Raw genomic sequence first — 26,309 nt, forward strand, 5'->3', positions numbered from 1 at the left:
AGCAGCCCGCAAGCCCGGTGCTACCATGCCCGACCGCCCAACCAGGCAAGGAAATATCGGGTTTATGAGCAGTATCCGCGAGCGTAATAAAGAACTGATTTTGCGTGCCGCCAGCGAAGAGTTCGCTGACAAGGGTTTCGCCGCCAGCAAAACCAGCGACATCGCCGCCAAGGCAGGCTTGCCCAAGCCCAATGTCTACTACTACTTCAAATCCAAGGAGAACCTCTACCGCGAGGTCCTCGAAAGCATTATCGACCCTATTCTGCGCGCATCGACCCCGTTCAATGCCGACGGCGAACCCAATGCCGTGCTGAGCAATTACATCCGTTCCAAAATCATGATTTCCCGCGACCTGCCCTTTGCGTCAAAAGTGTTCGCCAGCGAAATCATGCATGGCGCCCCGCACCTGAGCGAGCAGCAGGTGCAATTGTTGAACGTCCAGGCCAAACACAACATTGACTGCATCCAGACCTGGATCGACCGTGGCCAGATTGCGCCGATCGACCCCCATCACCTGATGTTCAGTATCTGGGCAGCGACCCAGACCTATGCCGACTTCGACTGGCAGATCTCGGCCATCACCGGCAAAGCCAAACTGCAAGACAGCGACTACGAAGCCGCGGCCCAGACCATCATCCGCCTGGTGCTCAAGGGCTGTGCACCGGACTGACCATCACCTGCCCCTGCCCCTGCCCCTGTAGGAGCGAGCTTGCCTCGCGAGCCTTTAAAACAGACGCGAGGCACAGGACTGCCCACCACCTGTCCCCTGTAGGAGCGAGCTTGCCTCGCGAGCTTTTAAAACAGACGCGAGGCACCTGACTGACCACCCCTGCCCTCTGTAGGAACGAGCTGCCTCGCGAGCCTTTAAAACAGATCGCGAGACAAGCTCGCTCCTACAACAAGCGGCGAGCCAATAGCGGACTACACCGCCACCCCCGCATCCGCCCGCAAGCCCTGGGCTTCTATCGCACTGATGGCGCATTGCTCGTCAATATCCGAGGTATCGCCGCTGATACCCATGGCGCCTATCACCTGCCCCTGAGCATCGCGAATCAGCACCCCGCCCGGCGCAGGCACCACGTCACTCTGGCCCATGCCGTTCAGCGCAGCGAAAAACGCCGGGCGCTGCTGTGCATCCAGCGCCAGCAAACGCGAGCCCTTACCCAGTGCAATCGCGCCCCAGGCCTTGCCAATGGCAATGCTGGGCCGTAGCAGGCTGGCGCCATCTTCGCGCTGCAGCGCCAGCAAATGCCCGCCGCTGTCCAGCACCGCCACGGTCAATGGGGCGGCGCTTATCTGGCGCCCTGTGTTCAAGGCCTGTGCGGTCAGGTCTAAAGCGACTTTCAAGGTTAAAGCACTCATGGTTGCCGTCCTTATTTTGTTATTGGAAAGCCTTTCGCGCGCCTCTATGGGCGAACTCAATACAACCAATAGAACACAATAAATAATTTATTTGTATACAATTTTTAAATGGAAAACCCTAAATCATTAGGCCTTGTGCCCTATTACAAGGGGGATCGGCTATTACAAACTGATTCTACAAAACCCATTGACCTGCGCACCGGAGCATGAATACACTCGCCAAACAGCCACTTGTATACAATTATAAAACGTAAGAGGCACAAAACGATGAGCAAAATGAGAGCAATCGAAGCCGCCGTTCTGGTGATGCGTCGCGAAGGTGTCGATACCGCATTCGGTATCCCGGGCGCCGCGATCAACCCGCTGTACTCTGCCCTGCAAAAGGTCGGTGGCATCGATCACGTCCTTGCTCGCCACGTCGAAGGCGCCTCGCATATGGCCGAGGGTTATACCCGCACCAAAGCCGGCAACATCGGCGTGTGCATCGGCACCTCCGGCCCCGCCGGGACCGACATGGTGACCGGCCTGTACAGCGCCTCTGCCGACTCGATCCCGATTCTGTGCATCACCGGCCAGGCCCCGCGTGCGCGGATGCATAAAGAAGACTTCCAGGCCGTGGACATCACCAGCATCGTCAAGCCCGTGACCAAGTGGGCAACCACGGTCATGGAGCCGGGCCAGGTGCCTTATGCCTTCCAGAAGGCCTTTTACGAAATGCGCTCCGGGCGTCCCGGACCGGTGCTGATCGATCTGCCGTTTGATGTGCAAATGGCAGAAATCGAATTCGATATCGACGCCTACGAACCGATGCCGCTATCCAGGCCGACGGCGACCCGGATCCAGGCCGAGAAAGCCTTGCACCTGCTCAACCAGGCCGAGCGCCCGCTGCTGGTCAGTGGCGGTGGCGTGATCAACGCTGACGCCAGTGAACTGCTGGTGGAGTTTGCCGAGCTGACCGGGATCCCGGTCATTCCAACCCTGATGGGCTGGGGCACCATTGCCGACGATCACCCGCTGATGGTGGGCATGGTCGGCCTGCAAACCTCCCATCGCTACGGCAACGCCACCCTGCTCAAATCCGACCTGGTGCTGGGCATCGGCAACCGCTGGGCCAACCGCCACACCGGCTCGATCGATGTCTACACCGAAGGCCGCAAATTCATCCACGTCGACATTGAACCGACCCAGATTGGCCGGGTATTTACTCCCGACCTGGGCATCGTTTCCGACGCCGGCTCGGCGCTCAGGATGTTCCTTGAAGTAGCCCGGGAATGGAAAGCCGCCGGCATCCTGAAAAACCGCAGCGCCTGGCTACAAGACTGCCAGCAGCGCAAAGCCACCCTGCACCGCAAGACCCACTTCGACAACGTGCCGGTCAAACCGCAACGGGTGTACGAAGAGATGAACCAGGTGTTCGGCAAAGACACCTGCTACGTCAGCACCATCGGTTTGTCGCAGATTGCCGGTGCGCAATTCCTGCACGTGTACAAACCGCGCCACTGGATTAACTGCGGTCAGGCCGGCCCGCTGGGCTGGACCATTCCGGCAGCCCTGGGGGTGGTCAAGGCCGATCCGCAGCGCAATGTCGTGGCCCTGTCCGGCGACTACGACTTCCAGTTCATGATCGAAGAGCTGGCCGTCGGCGCACAGTTCAACTTGCCGTACATCCATGTGGTGGTGAACAACTCCTACCTGGGCTTGATTCGCCAGGCACAGCGCGGGTTTGAAATGGACTACTGCGTACAGCTGTCTTTCGATAACCTCAATGCTCCGGAGCTCAACGGCTATGGCGTCGACCACGTAGCCGTCGCCCAGGGCCTGGGCTGCAAGGCACTGCGGGTCTTCGAACCGAACGACATCCAGCCGGCACTGCGCAAGGCTCAAGAGCTGATCAAGGAGTTCCGCGTACCGGTGGTGGTGGAAATCATTCTGGAGCGTGTGACCAACATTTCGATGGGCACTGAAATCAACGCAGTCAATGAATTTGAAGACCTGGCGCTGGTAGGCAACGACGCGCCGACCGCCATTTCGATGCTTGACTGACTGACTGCGCCCCTCTCACTTCGGGGAGGGGCATCCCCTTTTCACAGGAGTTCACCATGCCGCGTTTTGCCGCCAACCTGTCCATGCTGTTCACCGAACAGGATTTCCTTGTCCGTTTTCAAGCGGCTGCCAATGCTGGTTTCCACGGCGTTGAATACCTGTTTCCTTACGACTACAGCTCCGCCGAGATCAAGGCCCAGCTCGACGCCAACAAACTGACCCAGGTGCTGTTCAACCTGCCGGCCGGTGACTGGGCCAAGGGCGAGCGCGGCATTGCCTGCCACCCGGACCGGGTTGAAGAATTTCGCGCGGGGGTCGATCTGGCCCTCGCTTATGCACAAGTCCTGGGCAACGACCAGATCAACTGCCTGGCCGGAATTCGCCCCCAGGGCGTGGCCGAGGCCGAGGTCGAAAAAACCCTGGTCAGCAACCTCAAGTACGCCGCCGACAAGCTGCAGGCGGCGGGGATCAGGCTGGTGATGGAGTCGATCAACACCCTCGACATCCCGGGCTTCTACCTGAACAACACCAAGCAGGCACTGGCCATTCAGGACAAGGTCGGCAGTGCCAACCTGTTCCTGCAATACGACATCTATCACATGCAAATCATGGAAGGGGATCTGGCCCGCACGATGCAGGCGCACCTGCCGCAGATCAACCACATCCAACTGGCCGACAACCCGGGGCGCCACGAACCCGGCACCGGCGAGATCAATTATCGCTTCCTGTTCGAGCACCTTGACCGTATTGGCTATCAAGGCTGGGTCGGCTGCGAATACAAGCCGCTGACCAGCACCGAAGCCGGTCTTGCGTGGCTCAAAACCCACAACGCGGTTTAAGCGCGACTACGGGTCTTTTGTGGGAGCCGGCTTGCCAGCGATTGGATCACCCGGCGAAAACGGAAACACCGCATCGCTGGCAAGCCAGCTCCCACGGACCTGCATCAGCTGCAAATAAAAACAAGAGGATTTGTCATGGCTAAAATCGGATTTATCGGCACCGGCATCATGGGCTCACCCATGGCCAGCAACCTGCAAAAGGCCGGGCACAGCCTGTTCCTGTCCACCCACCACGGTGCAGCTCCTGCCGATCTGGTGGCCGCTGGCGCGGTCGCCCTGGCCAGCCCGCAAGAAGTCGCCCAGGAGGCCGAGTTCATCATCGTCATGGTCCCGGACACCCCCCAGGTCGAGGACGTGCTGTTCCGCGAGGACGGCATCGCTGCCGGCCTGAGCCCGAACAAAGTGGTGATCGACATGAGCTCGATCTCCCCCACTGCGACCAAAGCCTTCGCCGCAAAGATCAACGCCAAAGGCGCGCAATACCTGGACGCGCCGGTCTCCGGTGGTGAAGTCGGGGCCAAGGCAGGCACCTTGAGCATCATGGTCGGCGGCGACGAAAAGACCTTCGCCCGCGCCCTGTCCCTGCTCCAGAGCATGGGCAAAAACATCACCCTGGTCGGCGGCAACGGCGACGGTCAGACCGCCAAAGTGGCGAACCAGATCATCGTCGCCCTGAACATTCAGGCGGTGGCTGAAGCCTTGGTGTTTGCCGCCAAAAACGGCGCTGACCCGGCCAAGGTTCGTGAGGCCCTGATGGGCGGTTTTGCCTCTTCGAAAATCCTCGAAGTGCACGGCGAGCGCATGATCAAAGGCACTTTCGATCCGGGCTTCCGCATCAGCCTGCACCAGAAAGACCTCAACCTGGCGCTGGCCGGTGCCCGCGAGCTGGGGATCAACCTGCCCAACACCGCCAACGCACAACAAGTGTTCAGCACCTGCGCCGCCCTGGGTGGCAGCAACTGGGATCACTCGGCACTGATCAAGGGCCTGGAGCACATGGCCAACTTCTCGATCCGCGACAAATAAACCTGACGCTGACGAGGCACGAAGACAGCGATGCGGGCCGCAGGACCGCGCTTGGCGGTTAGCAGTTAACCGCTAACCGCCAAGCGCTGACCACCAAGAGCTCGCAGCCTTCGTGCCTCGGCAGCGACTACCCCCTCCGCGTGCCACGGAACTCATCATGGGCTCAAACCAACTCAGTCCTGCATGCCCTGACTGGGCCACCGCTCTGTGCGCGGGGTTCAGTCAGATCTTCCTCCAGCGCCAGCCGCTGTGCGGGGTTTTGTGCTTGCTGGCAATTCTGGTCAGTGCCCCGGGCCTGCTCAGTGGCGCCTTGCTGGGAGGGATTGCCGGGCTCTTGACTGCGCAACGCCGTGACTATCCCAAGGCCGAACGCCAGGCAGGCCTCTATAGCTACAACGGCATTCTGTTGGGCATGTTGCTGAGCCACCAACTGCAATGGTCGGCCCTGTTGCCGCTGCTGATCATCGCCAGTGCCGGCCTGAGTACCATGCTGATTCACCAGTGGCTCAAACGCGCGGCAGACGGGCAAAGCCTTCTGGCCTATACCGCGCCCTTTGTCGGGCTGGGCTGGATCCTGCTGCACCTGCACAACCCGCCGGCCCAACCCCTGAATCACGACCTGCCACTCAATGGCCTGACCCTGGGTCTGGCCGTGCTCAAAGGCATTGGCCAGGTCATGTTGCTGCAACACCCCGTGGCCGGATTGCTGATTGCGCTCGGGCTGTGGCTGAGCAGTTGGCGGGCCGCAGGCTGGGCATTGGCGGGATCGCTGGCAGGTCTTTTATTCAGTCTGTATCAACAGGACACCAGTGCCGCGCTCAGCGGGCTCGGCGGCTACAACCCGGTGCTGGCCGCCCTGGCCCTGAGCCAGCAGCGACGTCGACCCTGGCTGCCATTGATCGGTATCGTCGTGACCCTGATCCTGACCCCCGGATTCATTGCCCTGGGGCTGCCCCTTTTAACCGCTCCATTTATTCTCGCCTGCTGGCTGGTGCATTCCAGTGTGCGGGTACTCAGACCCGCCGCGGCGAAATCCGAAGAGCAATGCAGGTTGCGCATTGAGCGTTAATCCTTGAACCTTCTGTCATTTAAGGCTCGAGCAACCTACATGAATAACAAGGATTGGCGTCAACGCCTGTACGTCATGGTCTTTCAGGCTGACACGCCTGCCGGGCGGCGCTTTGACACCACGCTGTTACTGATCATTCTGTGCAGCCTGGTGGTGGTGGTGCTCGACAGCATCAACAGCATTCACCGCGACTACGCCGATCTGCTGGCTTACATCGAGTGGGGTTTCACCTTTGTCTTTGCCGTGGAGTACGGCCTGCGCCTGTATTGCTCACCCAGGCCCCTGCGCTATGCCTTCAGCTTTTACGGGCTGGTGGACCTGCTGGCGATCGTACCCGGCATTCTGGCGATTTATTACAGTGACGCGCAGTACCTGCTGATCATCCGCATCATCCGCATGCTGCGCATCTTTCGGGTGCTCAAGCTGGTGCCGTACCTCAGCCAGGCCAACTACCTGCTCTCGGCCCTGCGGGGCAGCAAACAGAAAATCATCGTTTTCCTGGTCGGTGTATCGACCCTGGTGACCGTGTTCGGCACCTTGATGTATGTGGTTGAAGGCCCGGAGAACGGCTTTACCAGCATTCCTGTGAGCATCTATTGGGCCATCGTGACCCTGACCACTGTGGGTTACGGTGACATCGTGCCGCAAACCGTCCTCGGGCGAGTCATCTCGGCCATGGTCATGATCACGGGCTACTCGATTATCGCCGTGCCAACCGGTATTTTTACCGCCGAACTGGCCAACGCCATGCGCGGCGAGCAACTGCAGCACGACTGCCCGGCGTGCAAGAAACAACGTCACGAACAGTCCGCCTCATTCTGTTCACGCTGCGGCAATGCTCTATATGCTAAAAATGCATAACCAAAGTGCTTTTTAATCTTTTAAGACCTATGCGGCAGCGACTATAGTCGCTGGCAATTTGCCCCTATTGCTCCCTATAACAAGGAATGCGCAGTGAAAAAACTTTTTAGTGCCTCAATCCTGGCCGCTGGCCTGGCCCTCGGCAGCATTGCCCATGCAGCCACCCCGCCGCCATTGCTAAACGTGTCCTACGATGTGATGCGCGATTTCTACAAGGACTACAATGCCGCGTTCCAGAAACACTGGGAAGCCGAGCATGGCACCAAGCTCAATGTGCAAATGTCCTTTGGCGGTTCGAGCAAACAGGCCCGATCAGTGATTGATGGCCTGCCGGCTGACGTGATCACCATGAACATGGCCACCGACATCAATGCCCTGGCGGATAATGGCCAGCTGGTTCCGCAAAACTGGGTGACCCGCCTGCCGGACAACAGCGCGCCTTTCACTTCGGCCACCGTGTTTATTGTGCGCAAAGGCAACCCCAAAGCCCTGAAAGACTGGCCGGATCTGCTAAAGGATGGCGTGCAAGTGATAGTGCCAAACCCGAAAACCTCGGGTAACGGCCGCTACACCTTCCTTTCGGCCTGGGGCTATGTTCTGAAGAACGGCGGCGATGAAACCAAGGCCAAGGAGTTCGTCGGCAAACTGTTCAAGCAGGCTCCTGTACTGGACACCGGCGGCCGTGCAGCCACCACCACCTTTATGACCAACCAGATCGGCGACGTGCTGGTGACCTTCGAAAACGAAGCGGAAATGATCGCCCGCGAGTTCGGTCGCGACCAGTTCGAAGTGATCTACCCGAGCGTGTCGGCCGAAGCCGAGCCGCCAGTGACCGTAGTCGACAAGGTGGTGGACAAAAAAGGCACCCGCGCAACGGCCGAAGAATATCTGAAGTACCTGTGGTCCCCTGAAGGTCAGGAAATCGCCGCCAAAAACTACCTGCGTCCACGGGACCAGGCAATCCTGGCCAAGTACAACGACCGCTTCCCGAAAGTCGATTTCCTGTCGGTTGAGAAAACCTTCGGCGACTGGCGCGACGTGCAGAAAAAGTACTTCAACGACGGTGGCGTGTTCGACCAGATCTACAACGGTCAATAACCCCCACCCACGAGCTGGTCTGTAGGAGCGAACTAGTCTGTAGGAGCGAGCTTGCTCGCGAGCTTTTTCAACGCCACAACGAAGAGCTCGCTCCTGCAGGTTGGTTGGCAACCACCTCAAAGCTGTACAAAAACACAGTAAAAACAGTTGCCCTTCAGCCATTCTCTGCCATGCTGTGCACCTTCTGTGCGGCATGATGAATGAGTGGAGCTATGCGGCTGTTTCTGTGCGAAAAACCTTCCCAGGCCAAAGATATTGCGGCCGTGCTCGGTGCCAGCCGACGCGGTGATGGCTGCTGGGTGGGCCCCGCTGTCACCGTCACCTGGTGCATCGGTCACTTGCTCGAAACCGCCCCGCCCGATGCCTACGACGAGCGCTACAAGCGCTGGGTGCTGGCCGATCTGCCGATCATTCCCGAAAAGTGGAAAATGCGCGTCAAGCCCAAGACCGCCAGCCAGTTCAAGGCCGTCAAACGCCTGCTCGGCGAAGCCAGCGAACTGGTGATCGCCACCGACGCCGATCGCGAAGGTGAAATGATCGCCCGTGAACTGGTCGAGCACTGCCGCTATCGCGGGCCGATCCAGCGCCTGTGGCTGTCAGCCCTGGATGACGCGTCTATTCGCAAGGCCCTGGCCGCCCTCAAGCCGGGCAGCGAAACCTTTAACCTCTATCACTCGGCCCTGGGCCGCTCGCGGGCCGACTGGCTGATCGGGATGAACATGAGCCGCCTGTTCACCCTCCTCGGGCGCCAGTCCGGCTATCAGGGCGTACTGCCGGTGGGCCGGGTACAAACCCCCACCCTGCGGCTGGTGGTCGACCGCGATCGCAGCATCAGCGACTTCGTACCCGTGGCTTACTGGGCCATCGACGTGCAGCTCAAACACGACGGGCAGTTGTTCACCGCACAGTGGCGGGCCGATCCCGACACCTGCGACGAACAGGATCGCTGCCTCAATCAGGCCCATGCCCAGCAGGCGGCCGACGCCATCAACAGCGCCGGCAGTGCCCGGGTGAGCAAATTGCGCACCGAACGCATGCGGGAAGTCGCGCCACTGCCATTCGACCTCGGCACCCTGCAAGAAGTGTGTTCGAAAAAGCTCGGCCTCGGCGCCCAGGAAACCCTGGACATCGCCCAGGCGCTGTACGAAACCTACAAGGTGGTCACCTACCCGCGCAGTGACTGCGGTTACCTGCCGCAAAGCCAGCACAGCGAAGCAGCATCGATTCTGGCAGCCCTGCAGCAGGCCGACCCGAGCCTGGCACCGCTGGCCGGACACCTCGACCCGCAACGCCGCTCCCGGGCCTGGAATGACGCCAAAGTCAGTGCTCACCACGGCATCATTCCTACGGCAGCGGCGAAAAACCTGGAACGCCTGACGGGCAAACACCGTGCGGTGTATACCCTGATTCGCGCACGCTATCTGGCGCAATTCCTGCCCAACCACGAATACGATCGCACCCAGGCCGACTTCGATTGCGCCGGCCAGGCCCTGCGCGCCGTGGGCAAACAAATTGTCGAAGCCGGCTGGAAACGCGCCCTGCCCGAGGCCCTGGCTCCGGCCAGGGGTCGCGAAGCTGCGGCCCCGCAACCATTGCCGATTTTGCGCGAGGGTCTGGACTGCGCCATTGCCAACGTCCACCTCAAAGACCTGTGGACCCAGCCACCCAAGCCTTTCACCGAAGGCGACCTGATCAAGGCAATGAAAAACGTCGCCAAACTGGTGCAGGACCCGCTGTTAAAACAAAAGCTCAAGGACACCACCGGCATCGGCACCGAGGCCACCCGCGCCGGGATCATTCAGGGGCTGCTGGATCGTGGCTACCTGATCAAAAACGGCAAGGCCCTGGCCGCCACTGCGCCGGCCTTCAGCCTGATCGATGCGGTGCCCCGCGCCATCGCCGACCCCGGCACCACTGCCATCTGGGAACAAGCGCTGGACATGGTGCAAAGCGGTGAAATGACCCTGGAGACCTTCGTCGCCAAACAGGCGGCGTGGATGAGCAAACACATCGCCCGCTGCAGTGGCATGACCATGACCATCAGCGGCCCGGCCAGCCCGGCGGGCATGGCGCCGGCGTGGAAGAAAAAACGTAAGGCAGCGCCCGCCAGGGCAAAGCCAAAGCGGGCGGTGAAAGCTAAAAGCACTTGAGCCGGCGGCTGCCGGTCAAAGCGTCAGCGAGCCGTTGATGCAGGTCACTGCGGCACCGCCGACCCAGATATCGGCGCCGACTTTCTCAATCGATACCCGCCCTTCCCGGCCCATGGCCGTGCCCTGGCTGGCCACATAGCGCGACGGAGCAATACCCGCGCCAATCAACCATTGCGCCAGCCCGGCATTCAGGCTGCCGGTCACCGGATCTTCCGACATGCCGTCACCGGCAACGAAGGCACGGACTTCAAATTGCGCTTCAGTGCCGTCGCGCTCGGGGTTCCACGGGGCGACTACGCCGACCACCCGATTATGCAACTGTGAAAAGTCCGGCTTCAGCGCCAGCACCTGTTCGCGATCGCGCAGCAGCAACCCCAGCCAGCCGGGACCATTGTCGATCCAGCGGGCCTGCACCACCGCCCGGGTGTCGATCCCCAGGCCACTGCAGATGCGCTGCAGCAGGTCGTCATCCAGGGCTTCGTCGCGCAGCAGAGGCGGTGCAGTGAAAGCCAGCTGTCCATTCTGGCGACGAACCCGGATCAGGCCCACGGCGCATTCCTGGATGATTTCCTCACCCCGCGGCTTGCCACCTGCTTCCAGCCAGGCATGGCAACTGCCCAACGTCGGGTGCCCGGCAAAGGGCAGCTCCCTGAGGGTGGTGAAAATCCGCAGGCGGTAATCTGCTTCCGGGTTTTGCGGTTTGAGGACGAAAGTGGTTTCACTGAGGTTGGTCCAGCGCGCAAAGTCGGCCATTTGCTGATCGCTCAGACTGTCCGCGTTCAACACCACCGCCACCGGGTTGCCTTTGAGGGCAACCGTGCTGAAAACATCCACTTGTTTGAATTCAAATTGGCTCACTGCGACCTCCTGTTTTCGAATAAATCGCAGCCTACCATGGCCCCCGTACTGTAGGAGCGGGCTTGCCCGCGAGCTTTTACAACGCAGCAACAAAAAGCTCGCGAGCAAGCTCGCTCCTACAGGGTCAATGGCAAACCGGTATCATCGCTGCAGATTTAACTCAGGAGCACAGCATGACTGCACGTACCTTCCTCATCACTGGTGCCAGCAAAGGTATCGGTCGCGCCCTGGCAACCTGGCTGGCGCAAGCCGGGCATAACGTGGTGGGCATCGCCCGCAATGCCGATGACCCGAGCTTTCCCGGCACGCTGGTGGCGCTGGATCTGGCAGACCGCGAACGTAGCGCCCAGGTGCTCGGGGAACTCAGCGAACGCTTTGCGTTTGACGGGCTGGTGAATAACGTAGGGCTGGTTCGCCCTCAAGCACTGGGTGAGATCGATCTGGATGCGTTTGATGACGTAATACGGGTCAACCTGCACTCGGCGCTGCAAGCCACCCAGGCTTTGCTGCCGGGGATGCAGGCACGGGGCTGGGGCCGGATTGTCAATATTTCCAGCCTGACGGTGCTGGGCATCGCTCAACGCACCGCCTATGCCGCGGCCAAAGCCGCACTGGTCAGCTTCACCCGTTCGTGGGCACTGGAGCTGGCGCAAAGCGGGATCACCGTGAACGCCGTGGCCCCGGGCCCTACCGAAACCGAACTGTTCCGTGCCAATAACCCGCCGGGTTCGGCAGGCGAAGCCCGCTATCTGGCCGGAGTGCCGATGGCACGTCTGGGACAACCCGAGGAAATTGCCTCGGCAATTGCCTTCCTGCTCTCGGAGAACAGCGGCTTCATCACCGGCCAGACCCTGTTTGTCGACGGCGGTGCCTCGGTAGGCAAGGCCGCGTTTTAATGCGCATGCGGGCAAGCTCACGGCACTTGCCCGCACCACGGAACGATTTACACCAGGTCGGTACCGTCACGTCTGGCCTTGCGCATATCGCGGTACACGCTGACGCACAGGGTGATCATCACGCCCGCCGCTATCACCGGCCAGATCATTACATAAAGGGTTAACGCGTAGCTGGACATGGGGAATCTCCTTGTTCAATTGCAGGTTTATCCGAGGTTTCGGGCACAGGGTTGTAGTGGAAGGCCACCACACGCTCATTGATGCAGTCGAAATCAAAGTTTTCGTTGGACAGCAAACTCACCAGTACACAGACCACGGTGCTGATGCCGTAGGCAGTGAGTGAACTGAGCAAAACCGGGTAGTCGCGCAAGAAGCCAAAGGCAAAGGGTGCAAGCACCAGAAACGCCAAGCCGCCCAAGGTGAATCCGACCTTGCGCCCGAAGAAACCAAAGGCCATCAAACCTATGACTACCCCGCCACCGACCGATGCAAAGAGTTCGAAGAACAGGGCCACCACTCCCTGCAGTTCCAGCAGTTCGAAGCGCGCCACCAGAAACATGACAAAACCGGCAATGGCCGCACTGGTGAAGGCGGCATTGGTGATGCGCCCCCAGTACAGGCTGGCGATTACCGGGAACACGATGGCTCCCCACAGTGCGCCGACAAAAATCAGCATGGTCAGGATGTCCAGCTTGAGACTGGCGAAAACCACCGCGAGCATCGTCGCCACCACCATGGTCATGCGCCCGACGAACAACATGGTTTTAGGATTGGGTTTGCCCTTGGCCATATTTTTGCCATAGACGTCGGTCATCACCAGGGCCGACAACGCCGACAGATCCGAATCGGCAGTGGACGACAGCGAGCCAATCACCATGATGAAAAACAGCCCGACCGCAAAAGGTGGCAAGTAGGTCGAGGCCATCTGCGGGATCAGGTTGTTAAGGTCGCCGTCCACCGGTTGCACACCGGCCAGCAAAGCCAGAAAACCCAGCATGCCAAGGCCGATCACGATCGAGGCATAGCCGATGGTGGCCGTGACAAAGGTCGATTTCATCAGGTCTTCACGCACCGCGAACAGCCGCTGGGCGATGGTCTGGTTACCAATGGCATACGCCAGCACCGCGACAAAATAGGGGGCGCCCTGCTCCAGAATCGCGGTTTTCGAGTAAAAACTCGCTTGTTCGGCAGAAATATTCGGCATGCCCCGGGCAAATAATTCCGGGCCGCCGAGCTGGAAGAAAATAATCGGAATAATCACCACGGCCGCGAAGATCATGGCGATCAACTGACCGAAATCCGTCAGCACCGAAGAGCGAAAACCCGACCAGATGGTGTAGCCCAGAATCCCGAAGCCTGCGATCAAGACCCCGTGGATAAAGCTCAAGGGCGAGAGTACCGCCACCAGCGCCCCGGCGGCGGTGAAGTTGACCATCAGGCTGATCATGCTCCCGACAATATTGGAGCCCGCCAGAATCATCTGGCTGGAGCGCCCGTGCCGGGCATGCATGATTTCCGCCAGGGTATGGGCCTTGGGTGCCAGCTCGCGAAAACGCCGGCCGAAGGGGTAGATAAACAGAATCATCAGCGCGCCCCAGAAGCCGTAATGCAGCGCCCCCGAAAGACCGAACTTGTAGCCTGAGCTGGCAGCGGCATAGAACGAGGCCGCCCAGATCCAGGTGGCGGTCATGCTGGCAGCCGCCATGCCGAAACCAATGGAATTATTGGAGACCATATAACCGTCGACGTTTTCGTCCTTGCGCCCGACGCGCAACGACACCAGAAAGGTCAGGCCATAGAAACAGAACAGAAGCAGCAACACGGTGGGGGTGGAAAGTTGAAACATTCCTTTCTCCTTTTTATGTGCGCCACAGTCGTCACAGTCGCAACGAAAGGCCGATAAAGGCAGGCGCAAAACAACCCGGGTTTCCTGACAGGCAGGCAGCGACGGACAGCGGTCCGCTGGGTTGTTTTCATGAAGGCTGACAAGGGACGGGACGCAAAGGGCGACCCAGGTCCAAAGGTAAAGCGTGCGCCAGCACGTTGAACCCTGTGCTTGCAGCAATGGCCGGCAAGAGCCGGAAGATGAGTCGGTATCCAAGGCACAAGGCCTGACACCGACAGCCGGGAATTATAACAGGCTTGGGGCGGGGATTGCCGGTTGCAGTCCCACAAACAAAAACGGCGACCCGAGGGCCGCCGTTACTACATCACTTGAACTGCCGGCTCAACCCCGGCGGAACACCGCTGGTGTCGGTCTCTTCCCACGGGCCATTGGGGCTGACTGCCCGGCTCCAGCCATTGTCCCAACGGTAGTAGGCACGCTGGCGATAGAAGATGTTGGTCTGGTCATCCAGCACATAGACCCCCATGCGCGCATCCCAATGGCTCGGGCCACCGGGTGGCGGCGCGAAGGTGGCCGAAGTCCGCGGCAGCGGCTTGGGCGGCTTGGGGATGGGCATGTCCGGCAACGGCTGACCCGAAGGCTGCGGCGCCGGTTGCGGAGCCGGCGTCGATGGCGCCGAGGGTTCATAGGGCTGATGAACCGCACAGGCACTGAGGCCTAAAACCAGACTGAGCACAGTGATGCGTACAAGGACGGCCATGGATAATTCTCTTGTCATTGATTGCCCTGCAGGAGCGAGCTTTTCGTTGCCGCTTTGAAAAAGCTCGCTCCTGCGGGTTCCCGGTTATTTGTCCGGACTGTCGATGGTCAGCTGTTGCAGCTGCGTGGTGCTGCTGGACAGCGGTTTGCCCCGCCCTATCCACTCGCCGGCTGTTGGCTGGCCGGCGCGGGAGATGCGTGCCATGAGTTGGACTTCAGGAAAGTTGGACAGTTTCAATTGCGGCATCATTGCGTCGACATCACCCAGTTCAACGGTGATCGGCAGGTCGGCCACGGTCACGCGCTTGACCGCCAGGGGTGCCGGCGGGCCTGAGACTGCACGGGCGAAGATGAAGACGCTGTCACCCGGCAGGACCTGGGCCTTGACTGCATCAGCCAGATCGACACTGACCTTGATCGAAGCCCGGGCCTCGGCCGCAGGGGCCTCTTCGACTTTGCCACCACTGGCCAGCAACTGCTGACGAGCACGTTCGATGCCGCCTTCCAGCGCTTCACGGGACTTGTCACCCTGGGGCAGCTCGTTGAGCAGACGCTGCCAATAGGTGATGGCTTCCTGATAACGCTTGCCTTCAAAGGCGGCGATACCCAGCAGACCGAGGCTGGTGACTTCTTTCGGATCGGACTTCAGGGCTTCATCGGTCAGCGCCTGGGTCTTGTCGCTCCACTGTTTGTCATCGGCAAAGTACTGCGCCTGGGCCCACTGACCCAACAACTCCGGCTGACGGCCAGCCAGGGCCACGGTGCGCTCAAACACTTTGGCGGCGTCGGCCGGGCGGTTTTGCGCCATATAGGCACGCCCCAGGAAATACAGGCCTTCGGCCGAGTCCGGCTGCGCTGCCGCAGCACGCTCCAGGCGCGCGACCATCTCTTCAAGGGATTGCGGCGGTTGCGAGAATTCGCGGGTCAGCTCGACTTTATCGCTGGAGCCATAGTGCAGGTACAGGCCCAGACCCAATACCGGAACCATGATCGCTGCCAGCAGTGGCAAGGCTTTGCCCAGGCTGGAAACCCGCGCCGGGGCCACGCCTTCAGTGTCTGCCAGCAATTCCCGGGCGGCTTCGGCACGCCCGGCTTCCAGCTGCCCGGCGTTCAATACGCCCTCTTCAAGCTGCTGCTGCAATTCAGCCAGACGCTCCTGATACAACGCTACGTTGAGCGCGGTACGGTCTTCTTCACGCTGGGCACGACGCCCGCGCAGTACCGGAATCAATAAAAAACTGAGGGCAATGAGTAGCAGCAAGCCTGCTGCGAGCCAGAAATCAATCATCTTTGGTTTTATCCAGCAAAGTGTCGAGGCGCTGACGCTCTTCGACAGAAAGTGTGTCCGAGCCTGCAGCCTGCGGGGCTCGACGACGGCGACCGACAATCACCCCGATCAGCACCAGGCCACCGAGCAGCAAGGCGAACGGGCCAAACCAGAGCACTGCGGTCTTGCTGGTCAGGGCCGGCTTGTAGAGCACGAAATCACCGTAGCGCGCGACCATGAAGTCGAGGATTTGCTGGTTGTCCTTGCCCTCGCCCAGCATGCGGTAGATCTCGCGCCGCAGGTCGGTGGCGATCGGTGCATTGGAATCGGCAATGTCCTGATTCTGACACTTGGGGCAACGCAGTTCCTGGGTCAGCTCACGAAAACGCGCGCGTTCGGCATCATTGGCAAACTCATAGGTGTCGATGGCCCCCTGGGCCACGCCGCTCAGGGCCAGGCCCAGGGCTGCTGCCGCTAACCAGCGCTTCATGGCTTGGCCTCGTCAACCAGCGCCTGATAGCGGCTGGCCAGTTGTTCGCGCCAAACGGTTTCATCGATCACACCGACAAACTTGTGGCGAATGATGCCCTTGCTGTCGATCAGGAAGGTCTCGGGCGCACCGTACACCCCGAGGTTCAGGCCCAGCGAGCCGTCTGCATCGTTGATGTCCAGCTGGTAGGGATTGTGAAAGTCCTTGAGCCATTTTTTGGCGTCGGCATTCACGTCCTTGTAGTTGACGCCGTAAATCACCACACCCTGCTCGGCCAGTTTGGTCAGCACCGGGTGCTCGACCCGGCACGAAATGCACCAGGTGGCCCACACGTTGACCAGCGCCGGCTTGCCCTTGAGGTCGGCCTCGGTCAGGGTCTTGTCACCCTCGACCGCTGGCAGGCTGAAGGCCGGGAACGGTTTGTCGATCATTGCCGAGGGCAATTCGGTGGGGTCCAGGTACAGGCCTCTGTAGAGAAACCACGCCATGCCCAGAAATACGGCCAGCGGAACCAGCATCAACCAGCGCTTCATACGGTGGCTCCTGTCATGCCCAATGCTTCACGCACGCGGCTTTTAACCTTGACCCGATAACGCCGGTCCATCGCTGCCAGCAAACCGCCAAAGCCTGTGAGCAGGCCGCCGAACCAGATCCAGCGCACGAACGGTTTGACATGCACCCGTACGGCCCAGGCACCGTTATCCAGCGGTTCACCCAGTGCTACATAGAGGTCACGGGTAAAGCCGGCATCGATCCCGGCTTCGGTCATCATCGAGTTCTGCACCGTGTACAAACGTTTTTCCGGGTGCAGCACGCTGACTTCCTTGCCGTTACGGATCACCCGTACCGTGCCTTTGTCCGATGTGAAGTTGGGGCCCTGGTAATGCTTGGCACCTTCAAAAATGAAGTGATAACCACCCAGTTCCATGGACTCGCCCGGCGCCAGACGCAAGTCGCGCTCGGCACTGTTCTGGCTCGACAACACCACGCCCAGCGCGCAGACCGCAATCCCCAGGTGGGCGATCTGCATGCCCCAGTAGCTGCGGGTCAGGCTGCGCATGCCTTTGATCAGGCCTTTGTGACGGGTTTTGTCGCCAATGTCGCGCACCCCGGCCAGCAACACCCAGGCCGCCAGCATAAAGGTGGTGATCACCGCCCAGTTGAAGTCGCCATAGGCTACGCCGGCAATCGCCGCCAGCGCCGCACTGCCCAGCAGCACCGGGGTCAGCATGCTCAGCAGCCATTTGACCGGAGTGTCTTTCCAGCGCACCAGCATGCCGACGGCCATTACCACCATCAGCAAGCCCATCAGTGGAATGAACATGGCGTTGAAATACGGCGGGCCGACCGACATCTTGGCGCCACTGATGGCATCCAGAATCAGCGGATACAAGGTGCCCAGCAGAATCATCGAAGCGGCCACCACCAGCACCAGGTTATTGCCCAGCAGCAAGGTTTCGCGGGACCACAGCTTGAAGCTGACGTGGCTCTTGACCACCGGTGCACGCAACGCAAACAGGGTCAGCGAACCGCCTACGACAAACAGCAGGAAAATCAGGATGAACACCCCGCGCTCGGGGTCGGAGGCAAACGCGTGGACCGACGTCAGCACGCCGGAACGCACCAGGAAGGTCCCCAGCAGGCTCAACGAAAAGGCGGCAATCGCCAGCAACACGGTCCAGCTTTTGAACACTCCGCGTTTTTCGGTCACGGCCAGCGAGTGAATCAGCGCAGTGCCCACCAGCCATGGCATGAACGAGGCGTTTTCTACCGGGTCCCAGAACCACCAGCCGCCCCAGCCAAGCTCGTAATACGCCCACCACGAACCCAGGGTGATACCGATACCGAGAAAGGCCCAGGCAACGATGGTCCACGGACGCGACCAGCGGGCCCAGGCAGCATCCAGCCGACCGCCGAGCAAGGCGGCAATGGCGAAGGCAAAGGCCACCGAGAAACCGACATAGCCCATGTACAGCATCGGCGGGTGAACGATCAGACCGATGTCCTGCAGCAGCGGGTTAAGGTCATTGCCGTTTGCAGGAATTTGCGGAAGCAGACGTACGAACGGATTCGAAGTCATGATCAGAAACAGCAGGAAGCCGATACTGATCATGCCCATGATCGCCAGCACCCGGGCCAGCATCACTTGCGGCAACTGGCGCGAGAAGATCGACACGGCGAAGGTCCAGCCCCCCAGAATCATCGCCCACAACAGCAGCGAACCTTCGTGGGCGCCCCACACGGCGCTGAACTTGTAGTACCAGGGCAGCGCGCTGTTGGAGTTGCTCGCCACGTACGCCACCGAGAAGTCATCACTCATAAAGGCGTAGGTCAGGCAACCGAACGAAAACAGCAGGAAGGCAAACTGGCCCCAGGCGGCAGGTTGCGCCAGGCTCATCCACAACTTGTCGCCGCGCCAGGCACCCAGCAGCGGCACGATGGCCTGCACGATGGCAAAGCACAGGGCCAGAATCATGGCCAGCTGGCCCAATTCAGGAACAAACAGTCCAAACGTCATTACTTAACCCTCTTTAGCCGGTACAGGCGCGGACTGGCCACTTTCATTCAACGCTTTGGTCACTTCGGGCGGCATGTATTTTTCGTCGTGCTTGGCCAGCACTTCATCAGCCACCACCACACCCTGGGCGTTGAGCTTGCCCAGGGCGACGATGCCCTGCCCCTCACGGAACAGATCCGGGAGGATGCCGCGATAAGCGATGGTTACGGACTTGTTGAAATCGGTGACCACGAACTGCACGTCCAGCGAGTCGCCAGAGCGTTTCAGCGAACCGGCTTGCACCATGCCGCCGGCACGAATGCGGGTGTCCAGCGGGGCTTCGCCATTGGCGATCTGGGTCGGGGTGTAGAACAGGTTGATGTTCTGCTGCAGGGCACTCAAGGCCAGGGCAACGGCAATGCCTACCCCCACCAGAATTGCCAGGATGATGATCAAACGTTTTTTGCGCAGCGGATTCACTTCGAGTTCTCCCGGCGCAAACGACGCGCCTCTTGTTGCAGATAACGCCGGCGCGCCACAATCGGCAGCGCTACGTTCAACCCCAGCACTGCCAGGCAAATGCCATAGGCCGACCAGACATATACCGCGTGATGGCCCATGGCGATAAAGTCGCCGAAAGACGCAAAGCTCATCGTCCACCCTCCAGCGCTTTCAATACCAGGGCCTTGACCCAGCTACTGCGGGCCTCGCGTTTGAGTACTTCGAGGCGCATGCGCAACAACAGCACGGCGCCAAAGAAGCAATAAAAACCCAGCACCGTCAGCAGCAATGGCAACCACATTTCCATCGGCATGGCCGGTTTTTCGGTCAGGGTGAAGGTCGCGCCCTGGTGCAGGGTGTTCCACCACTCGACCGAGTATTTGATGATCGGGATATTGATCACGCCGACAATCGCCAATACCGCGCAGGCCTTGGCCGCGCTGTCGCGATTGGTGATGGCATTGCCCAGGGCAATGAGGCCGAAGTACAGAAACAGCAGGATCAGCATCGAGGTCAGGCGAGCATCCCACACCCACCACGAGCCCCACGTCGGCTTGCCCCAGATCGCACCGGTGAGCAGCGCCACGGCGGTCATCCAGGCACCGATGGGCGCTGCGCACTGCAGGGCCACGTCGGCGATTTTCATCTTCCAGACCAGGCCAACCACGCCGCACACCGCCAGCATCACATAACAGGACTGGGCCAGCATCGCCGCCGGCACATGGATATAAATGATCCGGAAGCTATTGCCCTGCTGGTAGTCGGGCGGCGCAAATGCCAGGCCCCAGACTACCCCGCAGGTAATCAGCAACGCTGCCGCAATGCTTAACCAGGGCAGCAGGCGCCCGCTGATGGCATAGAACCATTTGGGCGAGCCGAGTTTGTGAAACCAAGTCCAGTTCATCACGCTGTTTCCATCACGGTGCTTTGCCACGCCCGAGGGTCGTTGACAAAGCCAGGGTCTTTACTGGCCCCATGGGGCCAGACCTCATTATTCGCCGACGCTGATTTTCAGGCCGGCGGCTATAGCAAAAGGTGTCAGGGTTACTGCCAGGGCGGTCAGGCTTGCAAGCCAAAGCAGATAACCCGTCGCAGGCATGCCTTGCAAGGCCGCCTGCAACGCGCCGCTGCCAAGAATCAGCACCGGGATATATAAAGGCAGAATCAGCAGGGCCAGCAGCAGGCCACCCCGTTTGAGGCCCACGGTCAGCGCCGCGCCAACAGCGCCGAGCAGGCTCAAGACCGGCGTACCCAGCAACAACGACAGCAGCAAGACCGGCAGGCAGGCCACCGGCAACCCCAGCATCAAGGCCAGCAGCGGCGACAGGATGACCAGGGCCAGACCGGAAAACGCCCAGTGTGCCAGCACTTTGGCCAATACCAGTAGAGGCAGGGGGTGCGACGAAAGGACCCACTGCTCCAGTGATCCGTCCTCGAAATCACTGCGGAAAAGCCCGTCCAGCGAGAGCAAAACCGATAACAGGGCAGCTACCCAGAGCAGCCCCGGAGACAAGGTTTGTAACAACTGAGTCTCGGGTCCGACTGCCAACGGGAACATGGCGATCACAATTGCGAAGAACACCAGAGGGTTGGCCAGTTCCGCCGGACGGCGAAACAGCAAACGCGCTTCACGTGCCACCAAGGTTGCGAACACACTCATACAGCCCAATGCCCCAGGTCGATATCGCGGTAACCGGCCGGCATCCGGGTCAAGTTGTGGTGAGTGGTCAGTACCACCATGCCACCGCGTTCGCAGTGACTCGCCAGGTGCTCTTCGAGCTGGCCCACACCCTGTTTATCGAGCGCGGTAAACGGCTCATCGAGAATCCACAACGGCGGGCTGTCCAGATGCAGCCGCGCCAGAGCCACACGCCGCTGCTGACCTGCGGACAAGGTGTGGCACGGTACATCTTCAAAACCCTTGAGCCCCACTGCAGCCAGTGCTGCCCAGATAGCGTCACGGGTGGCCGGGCGATGCAGGGCGCAGAGCCAGGCCAGGTTCTCTTCCGCGGTGAGCAAATCCTTGATACCGGCAGCATGGCCGATCCAGAGCAGATTACCGGCCAGTTGCGTTCGCTGACTGCTCAACGGCAGGCCATTGAGCCGGACTTCACCCGCCGTCGGCTGCATCAGGCCCGCCAACAAACGCAACAGGCTGGTCTTGCCGCTGCCGTTGGGCCCGCTGATTTGTAACATGTCGCCGCTGGCGAGTCGCAATTCGAGATTCTCGAACAGCATCCGCCAGTCGCGCTCACAGGCGAGTGCTACGGCTTCTAAAAGAGGGCTGGTCACGTAATTGAGGCCTTCACGGTTCAAGTCGGCTGAGGCGCGGCCGTTAAAATGATGCAGGATAAATGCTTTGGCGACCTGTTTCAGAGAGCTGGGTCAAACAATAGCGATGTTTTCACCCGCTCTGAACGACGGGGCAGCATTATACATGCCATGCCCTACTCTAAATGAGCCAATTTCGACAGGCTGTTACGATGAAAGGCGACATGACAATTCCACCCGTCCTGCCCGCTGCGCCGACCGCCGTACGTCCTGGCATTACGGGCGGTGAAACGCTCAAATTGCTGCAGCCTCTCCCGGGCCTGATCGGCCCCGGCCAAAGTGCACAGGCACAAGTGTTATCACTTAAACAGGGGGATGCGGCCTTCCAGCTGCTGCTCCGATTGACCCTCGATAGCGGGCGCCAGACCAATGTGCAAGTCAGCAGCCTCCAACCCCTGCCCCTGGGCACCCTGCTCGCCGTGAGCCAGCCCGGCCCCGGCAGTCTGGCCATCAGCCTGCAGCAAGCCCTGAGCAGCGGCGTGGCCAGCCTCACCCGGCTTGACCCGCAACAATTGCCGGCGGGCAGCCTGCTGCAGGGCAAAGTGCTGACCACCCAGCTGCTGGCCCAGAGCGCTGGTCAGCCTGCGGTCTATCGCTCAATGGTCACACTGCTCAACAGCGCCCTGAACGGCAGCACCCTGACTGTGGACAGCCCCCAACCCTTGCGCGTGGGCAGCTTGCTGAGTGCACAGGTGCAGGATGCACAGACCCTGAATTTTGTCCCGCTGAGCGGTCGTCAGGATCAACTGGCGGTGGCGCAACAACTGGCCATGCAGCAAGGTCGCCAGGCTTCACTGGAAGGCCTGCTCAGCGCCCTGCAAAAACTCCCGGCCAGCAACAACATGCCCGACGCGTTGCGCGCCTCCATCGACAAGCTGTTGGCGGGCTTGCCTACGCCAGCAGAGTTGAGTAACCCCAAAACATTAGGAGCGGCCCTACTCAACAGCGGCGCTTTTCTGGAGGCCAGACTGCTGAACGGTCAAACCCAGGCCCTGGCTCCAGACATGAAAGCCACATTGCTGCGCCTGATTGCGCAGATCTTGCCGGGCGTACCTGCAAACTCCGCTTTCACCCCCGCCATGGCCGCCAGCAGCCAGGCCCAGGCCATGCCGACCTTTGTCCGCAATGCCCTGGGGATGCTCGGCCAGGTCAGCGCCAAACCCCAGCCTGGCGGCTTTCCGCTGCCCAAACGTGGACTGCCCGGTGGCGAAGACGAAGACAGCCTGGAACATTTGCTGAAACTCGCAGCGGCGGCCATTTCGCGCCTGCAAAGCCATCAACTGTCCAGCCTGGAGCAAAGCGGACGAACCGCTGATGGCAACCTGCTGACCACCTGGCAACTGGAAATACCGATGCGCAACGCCCACGACGTAGTTGCGCTGCAGATCAAGTTTCAGCGTGAAGATCCGGGTGAGAAACAAGCCCAAGACACGGCCGAAAGCCGTGAAGTCAAAGATCAGCTGTGGCGGGTGGAACTGGCCTTCGACCTGAGCCCGCTGGGCCCCTTGCATGTACAGGCGCAATTGCTTCGCGGCAACCTGTCGGGCCAGCTCTGGGCGCAACGGGCCAGTACCGCAGAACTGATCGCCAGCCAGCTGGGCACGTTACGCCAGCGTCTCAACGATGCCGGGCTGAGCGTGACCGATCTCGATTGCCACCAGGGCATCCCGCCGCAAGGTGGTCACACCCCACTGGAACAACGCTGGGTCGACGAAACCGCATGAGCACAGAGCCCGAAACGCGTCAGGCGATTGCCCTCAAATACGACGGCAAACAAGCGCCCACCCTCACCGCCAAGGGTGACGATGAACTGGCCGAAGCCATTCTCAAACTGGCCCGCGAGTACGAAGTGCCAATTTATGAAAATGCCGAGCTGGTGAAATTACTGGCGCGCATGGAACTGGGGGACAGCATCCCGCAGGAGTTGTACCGCACCCTGGCGGAGATCATTGCCTTTGCCTGGCAGCTTAAAGGCAAATTCCCGGAGGGATTCGATCCCGATGCCGGGCCGGTGGAACGGGATATAACCCCGCCGAAATAAGGCCGCTCACAAGGCACCTGTAGGAGCGAGCTTATCTCGCGAGCTTTTCAACCAAACCCCAAGAGCTCGCGAGCAAGCTCGCTCCTACAGGGGTTGTGCTGTGCAGAAATGCGGCAGATCGCAGACTTCACCGTCCAGGCCGGCAGGCACCCCATGCAGGAGGTAGCAACCGCATCTGTAGGAGCGAGCTTGTCTCGCGAGCTTTTCAACCAAACCGCAAAGAGCTCGCGAGACAAGCTCGCTCCTACAGGGGTTGTGCTGTGCAGAAATGCGGGAGATTGCAGACTTCACCGTCCAGGCCGGCAGGCACCCCATGCAGGAGGCTGCAACCGCATCTGTAAGAGCGAGCTTGTCTCGCGAGCTTTTCAGCAAAACCGCAAAGAGCTCGCGAGCAAGCTCGCTCCTACAGGGGTTGTGCTGTGCTGAAATGCGGCAGATCGCAGACTTCACCGCCCAGGCCGGAAGGCACCCCATGCAGGAGGTTGCAACCGCACCTGTAGGAGCGAGCTTGTCTCGCGAGCTTTTCAGCAAAACCGCAAAGAGCTCGCGAGACAAGCTCGCTCCTACAGGTTTGGCGGTTCAGCCTTTATGCATCTTGCTCATCAATTCGGCCTCGGCCTGGGTCAGGCCGCAGGACTGGGTCAGTTCGTCAACGCTGGCACCCATGCCCACCAGACGCGCTGCCTGGTTGAACGACAGGCTGGTGGGGTCGCGCTGTTCCAGCTGGGTCAGCTTCTCGGGCAGCGGCGCTACCACGGCGCGCAGTTCGTGCAGGTCTTCGCCCATCTGCACGCTGCCGTTCTGGTAGGTGTCCAGCCGCCGGGTCAGTTCCTTGAGGCGCCGGTCACGCAGTTCGTCCGCCCCCGCCTGCTGTGCGGCACTCACGCGCTGGCGGCGGATATAGGTCACCAGCACCCACAGTGTCGCCACCCAGAGCAGGCCCAGGACGATTACCGCCGCCTCAAGGATCAATCAGATGTTCTCCAGGTCCGACCACTCTTCTTCGGTCATCATCTTGTCCAGCTCAACCAGAATCAGCAGCTCGCCGTTCTTGTTGCACACACCCTGGATAAATTTTGCCGACTCGTCATTGCCCACATTGGGCGCCGTTTCGATTTCAGACTGACGCAGGTAAACCACTTCCGCCACGCTGTCGACCAGAATCCCCACCACTTGCTTGTCGGCTTCGATGATGACGATCCGCGAGTTGTCAGTAATCTCGGTACCCTGCAAGCCAAAACGCTGACGCGTGTCTATCACCGTCACCACATTGCCGCGCAGGTTAATGATGCCCAGCACGTAAGACGGCGCACCAGGAACCGGGGCGATTTCGGTATAACGCAGTACTTCCTGCACCTGCATGACGTTGATGCCGTAGGTCTCGTTGTCCAGCTTGAAGGTGACCCACTGCAGGATCGGATCTTCGCTGCTCTGTTGTGCCGCTGCCTTGCTCATACCCAAACCCCTGAAGAAATACCGTCGATGCGGTGTGTACTGTCTGACCGCGGCCAAAGGCCCGGTGGTTTATTTGTCGGTTGCCCCGGCGGCGGCACTGGCCATGTGCTTGACCGCACCACTGCTGATCAACTCTGCCAGCTGCGCCACGTCCAGCAGCGCACACATGTGTTCAATCACAGTGCCCGCCAGCCACGGTCGCTGCCCGCGCCGGGTCCGCCATTTGATCTGTTCGGGGTCCAGGCGCAGTGAGCGGCTGACTTGATGCACGGCCAGCCCCCAGTCATAACCCTGGACCGAAATAACGTATTGCAGGCCCTCGCGAAAATCATCGCGATAGCGGTCGGGCATTACCCAGCGCGCGGTGTCCAGCACATTGAGGTTGCCACTGTGGCTCGGCAGAATGCCCAGGAACCACTCCGGCTGACCGAACAGGGGAGTCAATTCCCGCCCCTGCAGTGAATAAATCGAGCCCAGGCACACCAGCGGCACCGCCAGCGTCAGCCCGGCCACGTCAAACAGCAGACATTCGAAAGGCTCGTCGGCCCAGGCCGGGCGGCCGTCGGTCTGCGCCGGCAATGGAGCCGCCGCGGCGCGCGGCCGGTGCACCTGCACCAGAGGGTGGGCGAACGCTTCGGTGGCCACCCCCACGTCTGCCAGCTCCAGCGGCATGGCAACCGCCGGTTCTTCAGCCTGCACCTGCCCGTCAAGGGCAACTGCGGACAGCTCGTCCGGCTGTGGTTCAACCTGCTGCAACCCTTCTGTGGCATCGAACAGCAAGTCGTCGAGATAGGACTGCAAAGCCAATTGCGGGCCGTGGGAAAGCGCTGTCGCCTGTTTCATAAAGTGCCCCACTCAACTGCCTCGCGACTGAGGCCTTGAGACGTTATCGGCCGCACCCGGCGGCTACTTGAATGCAC

At 60.5% G+C, this 26,309-nt stretch carries 28 protein-coding genes; 11 read left to right on the forward strand and 17 right to left on the reverse strand.

The annotated features are described in order from the left end of the window. The first annotated feature begins 64 nt into the window (after nucleotides 1-64). The gene (locus FEZ21_RS18075; RefSeq protein WP_003441950.1) at nucleotides 65-670 is read left to right on the forward strand and encodes a TetR/AcrR family transcriptional regulator; all 606 of its coding nucleotides are present in this window, start codon (nucleotides 65-67) and stop codon (nucleotides 668-670) included. A 251-nt stretch (nucleotides 671-921) separates the two neighbouring features. Here the strand turns inward: FEZ21_RS18075 and FEZ21_RS18080 are convergent, their stop codons facing one another. Beyond that, a complete protein-coding gene (locus FEZ21_RS18080; protein ID WP_010656419.1) occupies nucleotides 922-1,362 on the reverse strand; it encodes a heme-binding protein in 441 nt (146 codons plus the stop codon). A 267-nt stretch (nucleotides 1,363-1,629) separates the two neighbouring features. Here FEZ21_RS18080 and gcl point away from each other — a divergent pair, with 267 nt between their 5' ends. The 7 genes from gcl (at nucleotide 1,630) to FEZ21_RS18115 (ending at nucleotide 10,448) form a co-directional block, all read left to right on the forward strand. Then, a complete protein-coding gene (gene gcl, locus FEZ21_RS18085) occupies nucleotides 1,630-3,405 on the forward strand; it encodes a glyoxylate carboligase (protein ID WP_010656420.1) in 1,776 nt (591 codons plus the stop codon). 56 nt (nucleotides 3,406-3,461) lie between these two features. Continuing rightward, nucleotides 3,462-4,244 (forward strand): hydroxypyruvate isomerase, encoded by a 783-nt coding sequence (hyi, locus tag FEZ21_RS18090; protein WP_003441941.1) that lies wholly within the window; start codon nucleotides 3,462-3,464, stop codon nucleotides 4,242-4,244. A 135-nt stretch (nucleotides 4,245-4,379) separates the two neighbouring features. Then, complete coding sequence (locus FEZ21_RS18095) at nucleotides 4,380-5,270, forward strand: 2-hydroxy-3-oxopropionate reductase (RefSeq protein ID WP_003441938.1); 891 nt, start codon at nucleotides 4,380-4,382, stop codon at nucleotides 5,268-5,270. A 157-nt stretch (nucleotides 5,271-5,427) separates the two neighbouring features. Further along, the gene (locus FEZ21_RS18100) at nucleotides 5,428-6,339 is read left to right on the forward strand and encodes an urea transporter (RefSeq protein WP_010656421.1); all 912 of its coding nucleotides are present in this window, start codon (nucleotides 5,428-5,430) and stop codon (nucleotides 6,337-6,339) included. 39 nt (nucleotides 6,340-6,378) lie between these two features. Continuing rightward, entirely contained in the window at nucleotides 6,379-7,200 is an 822-nt protein-coding gene (locus FEZ21_RS18105; RefSeq protein ID WP_003441923.1) for an ion transporter, read from the forward strand. A gap of 93 nt (nucleotides 7,201-7,293) precedes the next feature. Further along, a complete protein-coding gene (locus FEZ21_RS18110) occupies nucleotides 7,294-8,298 on the forward strand; it encodes a sulfate ABC transporter substrate-binding protein (protein ID WP_003441920.1) in 1,005 nt (334 codons plus the stop codon). 212 nt (nucleotides 8,299-8,510) lie between these two features. Then, complete coding sequence (locus tag FEZ21_RS18115; protein WP_127196242.1) at nucleotides 8,511-10,448, forward strand: DNA topoisomerase III; 1,938 nt, start codon at nucleotides 8,511-8,513, stop codon at nucleotides 10,446-10,448. A gap of 15 nt (nucleotides 10,449-10,463) precedes the next feature. On the opposite strand, the gene FEZ21_RS18120 is transcribed toward FEZ21_RS18115, so the two are convergent. Next, a complete protein-coding gene (locus tag FEZ21_RS18120; RefSeq protein WP_160628082.1) occupies nucleotides 10,464-11,306 on the reverse strand; it encodes a PhzF family phenazine biosynthesis protein in 843 nt (280 codons plus the stop codon). A gap of 173 nt (nucleotides 11,307-11,479) precedes the next feature. Between FEZ21_RS18120 and FEZ21_RS18125 the strand changes: the two genes are divergently transcribed. Next, nucleotides 11,480-12,202: an SDR family oxidoreductase gene (locus FEZ21_RS18125; RefSeq protein ID WP_160628083.1), complete on the forward strand. Its 723-nt coding sequence runs from the start codon at nucleotides 11,480-11,482 to the stop codon at nucleotides 12,200-12,202. 47 nt (nucleotides 12,203-12,249) lie between these two features. Here FEZ21_RS18125 and FEZ21_RS22700 read toward each other — a convergent pair whose 3' ends face one another. The 12 genes from FEZ21_RS22700 to ccmA all read right to left on the reverse strand — a co-directional run bounded on the left by FEZ21_RS22700 (nucleotide 12,250) and on the right by ccmA (nucleotide 21,800). Next, nucleotides 12,250-12,381 (reverse strand): putative transporter small subunit, encoded by a 132-nt coding sequence (locus tag FEZ21_RS22700; RefSeq protein ID WP_003441916.1) that lies wholly within the window; start codon nucleotides 12,379-12,381, stop codon nucleotides 12,250-12,252. Next, a complete protein-coding gene (locus FEZ21_RS18130) occupies nucleotides 12,363-14,048 on the reverse strand; it encodes a sodium:solute symporter family protein (protein ID WP_003441915.1) in 1,686 nt (561 codons plus the stop codon). Before FEZ21_RS18130 ends, FEZ21_RS22700 begins: the two co-directional genes overlap by 19 nt. Nucleotides 14,049-14,412: 364 nt before the next feature. Beyond that, nucleotides 14,413-14,808 carry a hypothetical protein gene (locus FEZ21_RS18135; protein WP_003441914.1) on the reverse strand — a complete coding sequence of 132 codons (396 nt, stop codon included), beginning with the start codon at nucleotides 14,806-14,808 and terminating at the stop codon, nucleotides 14,413-14,415. Between the two features lie 84 nt (nucleotides 14,809-14,892). After that, nucleotides 14,893-16,095 (reverse strand): c-type cytochrome biogenesis protein CcmI, encoded by a 1,203-nt coding sequence (gene ccmI / locus FEZ21_RS18140; RefSeq protein ID WP_160628085.1) that lies wholly within the window; start codon nucleotides 16,093-16,095, stop codon nucleotides 14,893-14,895. Further along, on the reverse strand, nucleotides 16,088-16,564 hold the full coding sequence (locus tag FEZ21_RS18145; protein ID WP_003441910.1) for a cytochrome c-type biogenesis protein: 477 nt from the start codon (nucleotides 16,562-16,564) through the stop codon (nucleotides 16,088-16,090). The genes ccmI and FEZ21_RS18145 overlap by 8 nt, the downstream gene beginning before the upstream one ends. Next, on the reverse strand, nucleotides 16,561-17,097 hold the full coding sequence (locus FEZ21_RS18150; protein WP_003441908.1) for a DsbE family thiol:disulfide interchange protein: 537 nt from the start codon (nucleotides 17,095-17,097) through the stop codon (nucleotides 16,561-16,563). The genes FEZ21_RS18145 and FEZ21_RS18150 overlap by 4 nt, the downstream gene beginning before the upstream one ends. Next, on the reverse strand, nucleotides 17,094-19,082 hold the full coding sequence (locus FEZ21_RS18155) for a heme lyase CcmF/NrfE family subunit (RefSeq protein ID WP_003441907.1): 1,989 nt from the start codon (nucleotides 19,080-19,082) through the stop codon (nucleotides 17,094-17,096). Before FEZ21_RS18155 ends, FEZ21_RS18150 begins: the two co-directional genes overlap by 4 nt. Before the next feature lie 3 nt (nucleotides 19,083-19,085). Continuing rightward, a complete protein-coding gene (ccmE, locus tag FEZ21_RS18160) occupies nucleotides 19,086-19,541 on the reverse strand; it encodes a cytochrome c maturation protein CcmE (RefSeq protein WP_003441905.1) in 456 nt (151 codons plus the stop codon). Then, on the reverse strand, nucleotides 19,538-19,714 hold the full coding sequence (ccmD, locus tag FEZ21_RS18165) for a heme exporter protein CcmD (protein WP_003441903.1): 177 nt from the start codon (nucleotides 19,712-19,714) through the stop codon (nucleotides 19,538-19,540). Before ccmD ends, ccmE begins: the two co-directional genes overlap by 4 nt. After that, nucleotides 19,711-20,469, reverse strand: coding sequence for a heme ABC transporter permease (locus FEZ21_RS18170; RefSeq protein WP_177412974.1), 759 nt, complete (start codon nucleotides 20,467-20,469; stop codon nucleotides 19,711-19,713). The genes ccmD and FEZ21_RS18170 overlap by 4 nt, the downstream gene beginning before the upstream one ends. 84 nt (nucleotides 20,470-20,553) lie before the next feature. Further along, nucleotides 20,554-21,222 carry a heme exporter protein CcmB gene (ccmB, locus tag FEZ21_RS18175; RefSeq protein WP_003441898.1) on the reverse strand — a complete coding sequence of 223 codons (669 nt, stop codon included), beginning with the start codon at nucleotides 21,220-21,222 and terminating at the stop codon, nucleotides 20,554-20,556. Beyond that, nucleotides 21,219-21,800, reverse strand: a complete 582-nt coding sequence (ccmA, locus tag FEZ21_RS18180) for a cytochrome c biogenesis heme-transporting ATPase CcmA (RefSeq protein ID WP_238840021.1) — start codon at nucleotides 21,798-21,800, stop codon at nucleotides 21,219-21,221. The genes ccmB and ccmA overlap by 4 nt, the downstream gene beginning before the upstream one ends. A gap of 245 nt (nucleotides 21,801-22,045) precedes the next feature. Between ccmA and FEZ21_RS18185 the strand changes: the two genes are divergently transcribed. After that, nucleotides 22,046-23,617: a flagellar hook-length control protein FliK gene (locus FEZ21_RS18185; protein ID WP_160628089.1), complete on the forward strand. Its 1,572-nt coding sequence runs from the start codon at nucleotides 22,046-22,048 to the stop codon at nucleotides 23,615-23,617. Further along, the gene (locus FEZ21_RS18190; RefSeq protein ID WP_003441895.1) at nucleotides 23,614-23,934 is read left to right on the forward strand and encodes an EscU/YscU/HrcU family type III secretion system export apparatus switch protein; all 321 of its coding nucleotides are present in this window, start codon (nucleotides 23,614-23,616) and stop codon (nucleotides 23,932-23,934) included. Before FEZ21_RS18185 ends, FEZ21_RS18190 begins: the two co-directional genes overlap by 4 nt. A 579-nt stretch (nucleotides 23,935-24,513) precedes the next feature. On the opposite strand, the gene FEZ21_RS18195 is transcribed toward FEZ21_RS18190, so the two are convergent. From FEZ21_RS18195 to FEZ21_RS18205, 3 genes are all read right to left on the reverse strand, one after another. Next, on the reverse strand, nucleotides 24,514-24,906 hold the full coding sequence (locus FEZ21_RS18195) for a DUF2802 domain-containing protein (protein WP_003441894.1): 393 nt from the start codon (nucleotides 24,904-24,906) through the stop codon (nucleotides 24,514-24,516). Beyond that, nucleotides 24,907-25,389, reverse strand: a complete 483-nt coding sequence (locus FEZ21_RS18200; protein WP_010656429.1) for a chemotaxis protein CheW — start codon at nucleotides 25,387-25,389, stop codon at nucleotides 24,907-24,909. Between the two features lie 69 nt (nucleotides 25,390-25,458). After that, on the reverse strand, nucleotides 25,459-26,232 hold the full coding sequence (locus FEZ21_RS18205) for a CheW domain-containing protein (RefSeq protein WP_010656430.1): 774 nt from the start codon (nucleotides 26,230-26,232) through the stop codon (nucleotides 25,459-25,461). Nucleotides 26,233-26,309: the final 77 nt, after the last annotated feature.

Source organism: Pseudomonas sp. 9.1(2019) (assembly GCF_009910445.1).
In the GTDB taxonomy this organism is placed as follows: Bacteria; Pseudomonadota; Gammaproteobacteria; order Pseudomonadales; family Pseudomonadaceae; genus Aquipseudomonas; species Aquipseudomonas paraversuta.

What these genes read in the sequence shown, in the direction of transcription:
- FEZ21_RS18075 (WP_003441950.1), top strand. Translation starts at nt 65, where the DNA reads ATGAGCAGTATCCGCGAGCGTAATAAAGAACTGATTTTGCGTGCCGCC.
- FEZ21_RS18080 (WP_010656419.1), bottom strand. Translation starts at nt 1,362, where the DNA reads ATGAGTGCTTTAACCTTGAAAGTCGCTTTAGACCTGACCGCACAGGCC.
- gcl (WP_010656420.1), top strand. Translation starts at nt 1,630, where the DNA reads ATGAGCAAAATGAGAGCAATCGAAGCCGCCGTTCTGGTGATGCGTCGC.
- hyi (WP_003441941.1), top strand. Translation starts at nt 3,462, where the DNA reads ATGCCGCGTTTTGCCGCCAACCTGTCCATGCTGTTCACCGAACAGGAT.
- FEZ21_RS18095 (WP_003441938.1), top strand. Translation starts at nt 4,380, where the DNA reads ATGGCTAAAATCGGATTTATCGGCACCGGCATCATGGGCTCACCCATG.
- FEZ21_RS18100 (WP_010656421.1), top strand. Translation starts at nt 5,428, where the DNA reads ATGGGCTCAAACCAACTCAGTCCTGCATGCCCTGACTGGGCCACCGCT.
- FEZ21_RS18105 (WP_003441923.1), top strand. Translation starts at nt 6,379, where the DNA reads ATGAATAACAAGGATTGGCGTCAACGCCTGTACGTCATGGTCTTTCAG.
- FEZ21_RS18115 (WP_127196242.1), top strand. Translation starts at nt 8,511, where the DNA reads ATGCGGCTGTTTCTGTGCGAAAAACCTTCCCAGGCCAAAGATATTGCG.
- FEZ21_RS18125 (WP_160628083.1), top strand. Translation starts at nt 11,480, where the DNA reads ATGACTGCACGTACCTTCCTCATCACTGGTGCCAGCAAAGGTATCGGT.
- FEZ21_RS22700 (WP_003441916.1), bottom strand. Translation starts at nt 12,381, where the DNA reads ATGTCCAGCTACGCGTTAACCCTTTATGTAATGATCTGGCCGGTGATA.
- FEZ21_RS18130 (WP_003441915.1), bottom strand. Translation starts at nt 14,048, where the DNA reads ATGTTTCAACTTTCCACCCCCACCGTGTTGCTGCTTCTGTTCTGTTTC.
- FEZ21_RS18135 (WP_003441914.1), bottom strand. Translation starts at nt 14,808, where the DNA reads ATGGCCGTCCTTGTACGCATCACTGTGCTCAGTCTGGTTTTAGGCCTC.
- ccmI (WP_160628085.1), bottom strand. Translation starts at nt 16,095, where the DNA reads ATGATTGATTTCTGGCTCGCAGCAGGCTTGCTGCTACTCATTGCCCTC.
- FEZ21_RS18145 (WP_003441910.1), bottom strand. Translation starts at nt 16,564, where the DNA reads ATGAAGCGCTGGTTAGCGGCAGCAGCCCTGGGCCTGGCCCTGAGCGGC.
- FEZ21_RS18150 (WP_003441908.1), bottom strand. Translation starts at nt 17,097, where the DNA reads ATGAAGCGCTGGTTGATGCTGGTTCCGCTGGCCGTATTTCTGGGCATG.
- FEZ21_RS18155 (WP_003441907.1), bottom strand. Translation starts at nt 19,082, where the DNA reads ATGACGTTTGGACTGTTTGTTCCTGAATTGGGCCAGCTGGCCATGATT.
- ccmD (WP_003441903.1), bottom strand. Translation starts at nt 19,714, where the DNA reads ATGAGCTTTGCGTCTTTCGGCGACTTTATCGCCATGGGCCATCACGCG.
- ccmB (WP_003441898.1), bottom strand. Translation starts at nt 21,222, where the DNA reads ATGAGTGTGTTCGCAACCTTGGTGGCACGTGAAGCGCGTTTGCTGTTT.
- ccmA (WP_238840021.1), bottom strand. Translation starts at nt 21,800, where the DNA reads ATGCTGTTCGAGAATCTCGAATTGCGACTCGCCAGCGGCGACATGTTA.
- FEZ21_RS18185 (WP_160628089.1), top strand. Translation starts at nt 22,046, where the DNA reads ATGAAAGGCGACATGACAATTCCACCCGTCCTGCCCGCTGCGCCGACC.
- FEZ21_RS18190 (WP_003441895.1), top strand. Translation starts at nt 23,614, where the DNA reads ATGAGCACAGAGCCCGAAACGCGTCAGGCGATTGCCCTCAAATACGAC.
- FEZ21_RS18200 (WP_010656429.1), bottom strand. Translation starts at nt 25,389, where the DNA reads ATGAGCAAGGCAGCGGCACAACAGAGCAGCGAAGATCCGATCCTGCAG.
- FEZ21_RS18205 (WP_010656430.1), bottom strand. Translation starts at nt 26,232, where the DNA reads ATGAAACAGGCGACAGCGCTTTCCCACGGCCCGCAATTGGCTTTGCAG.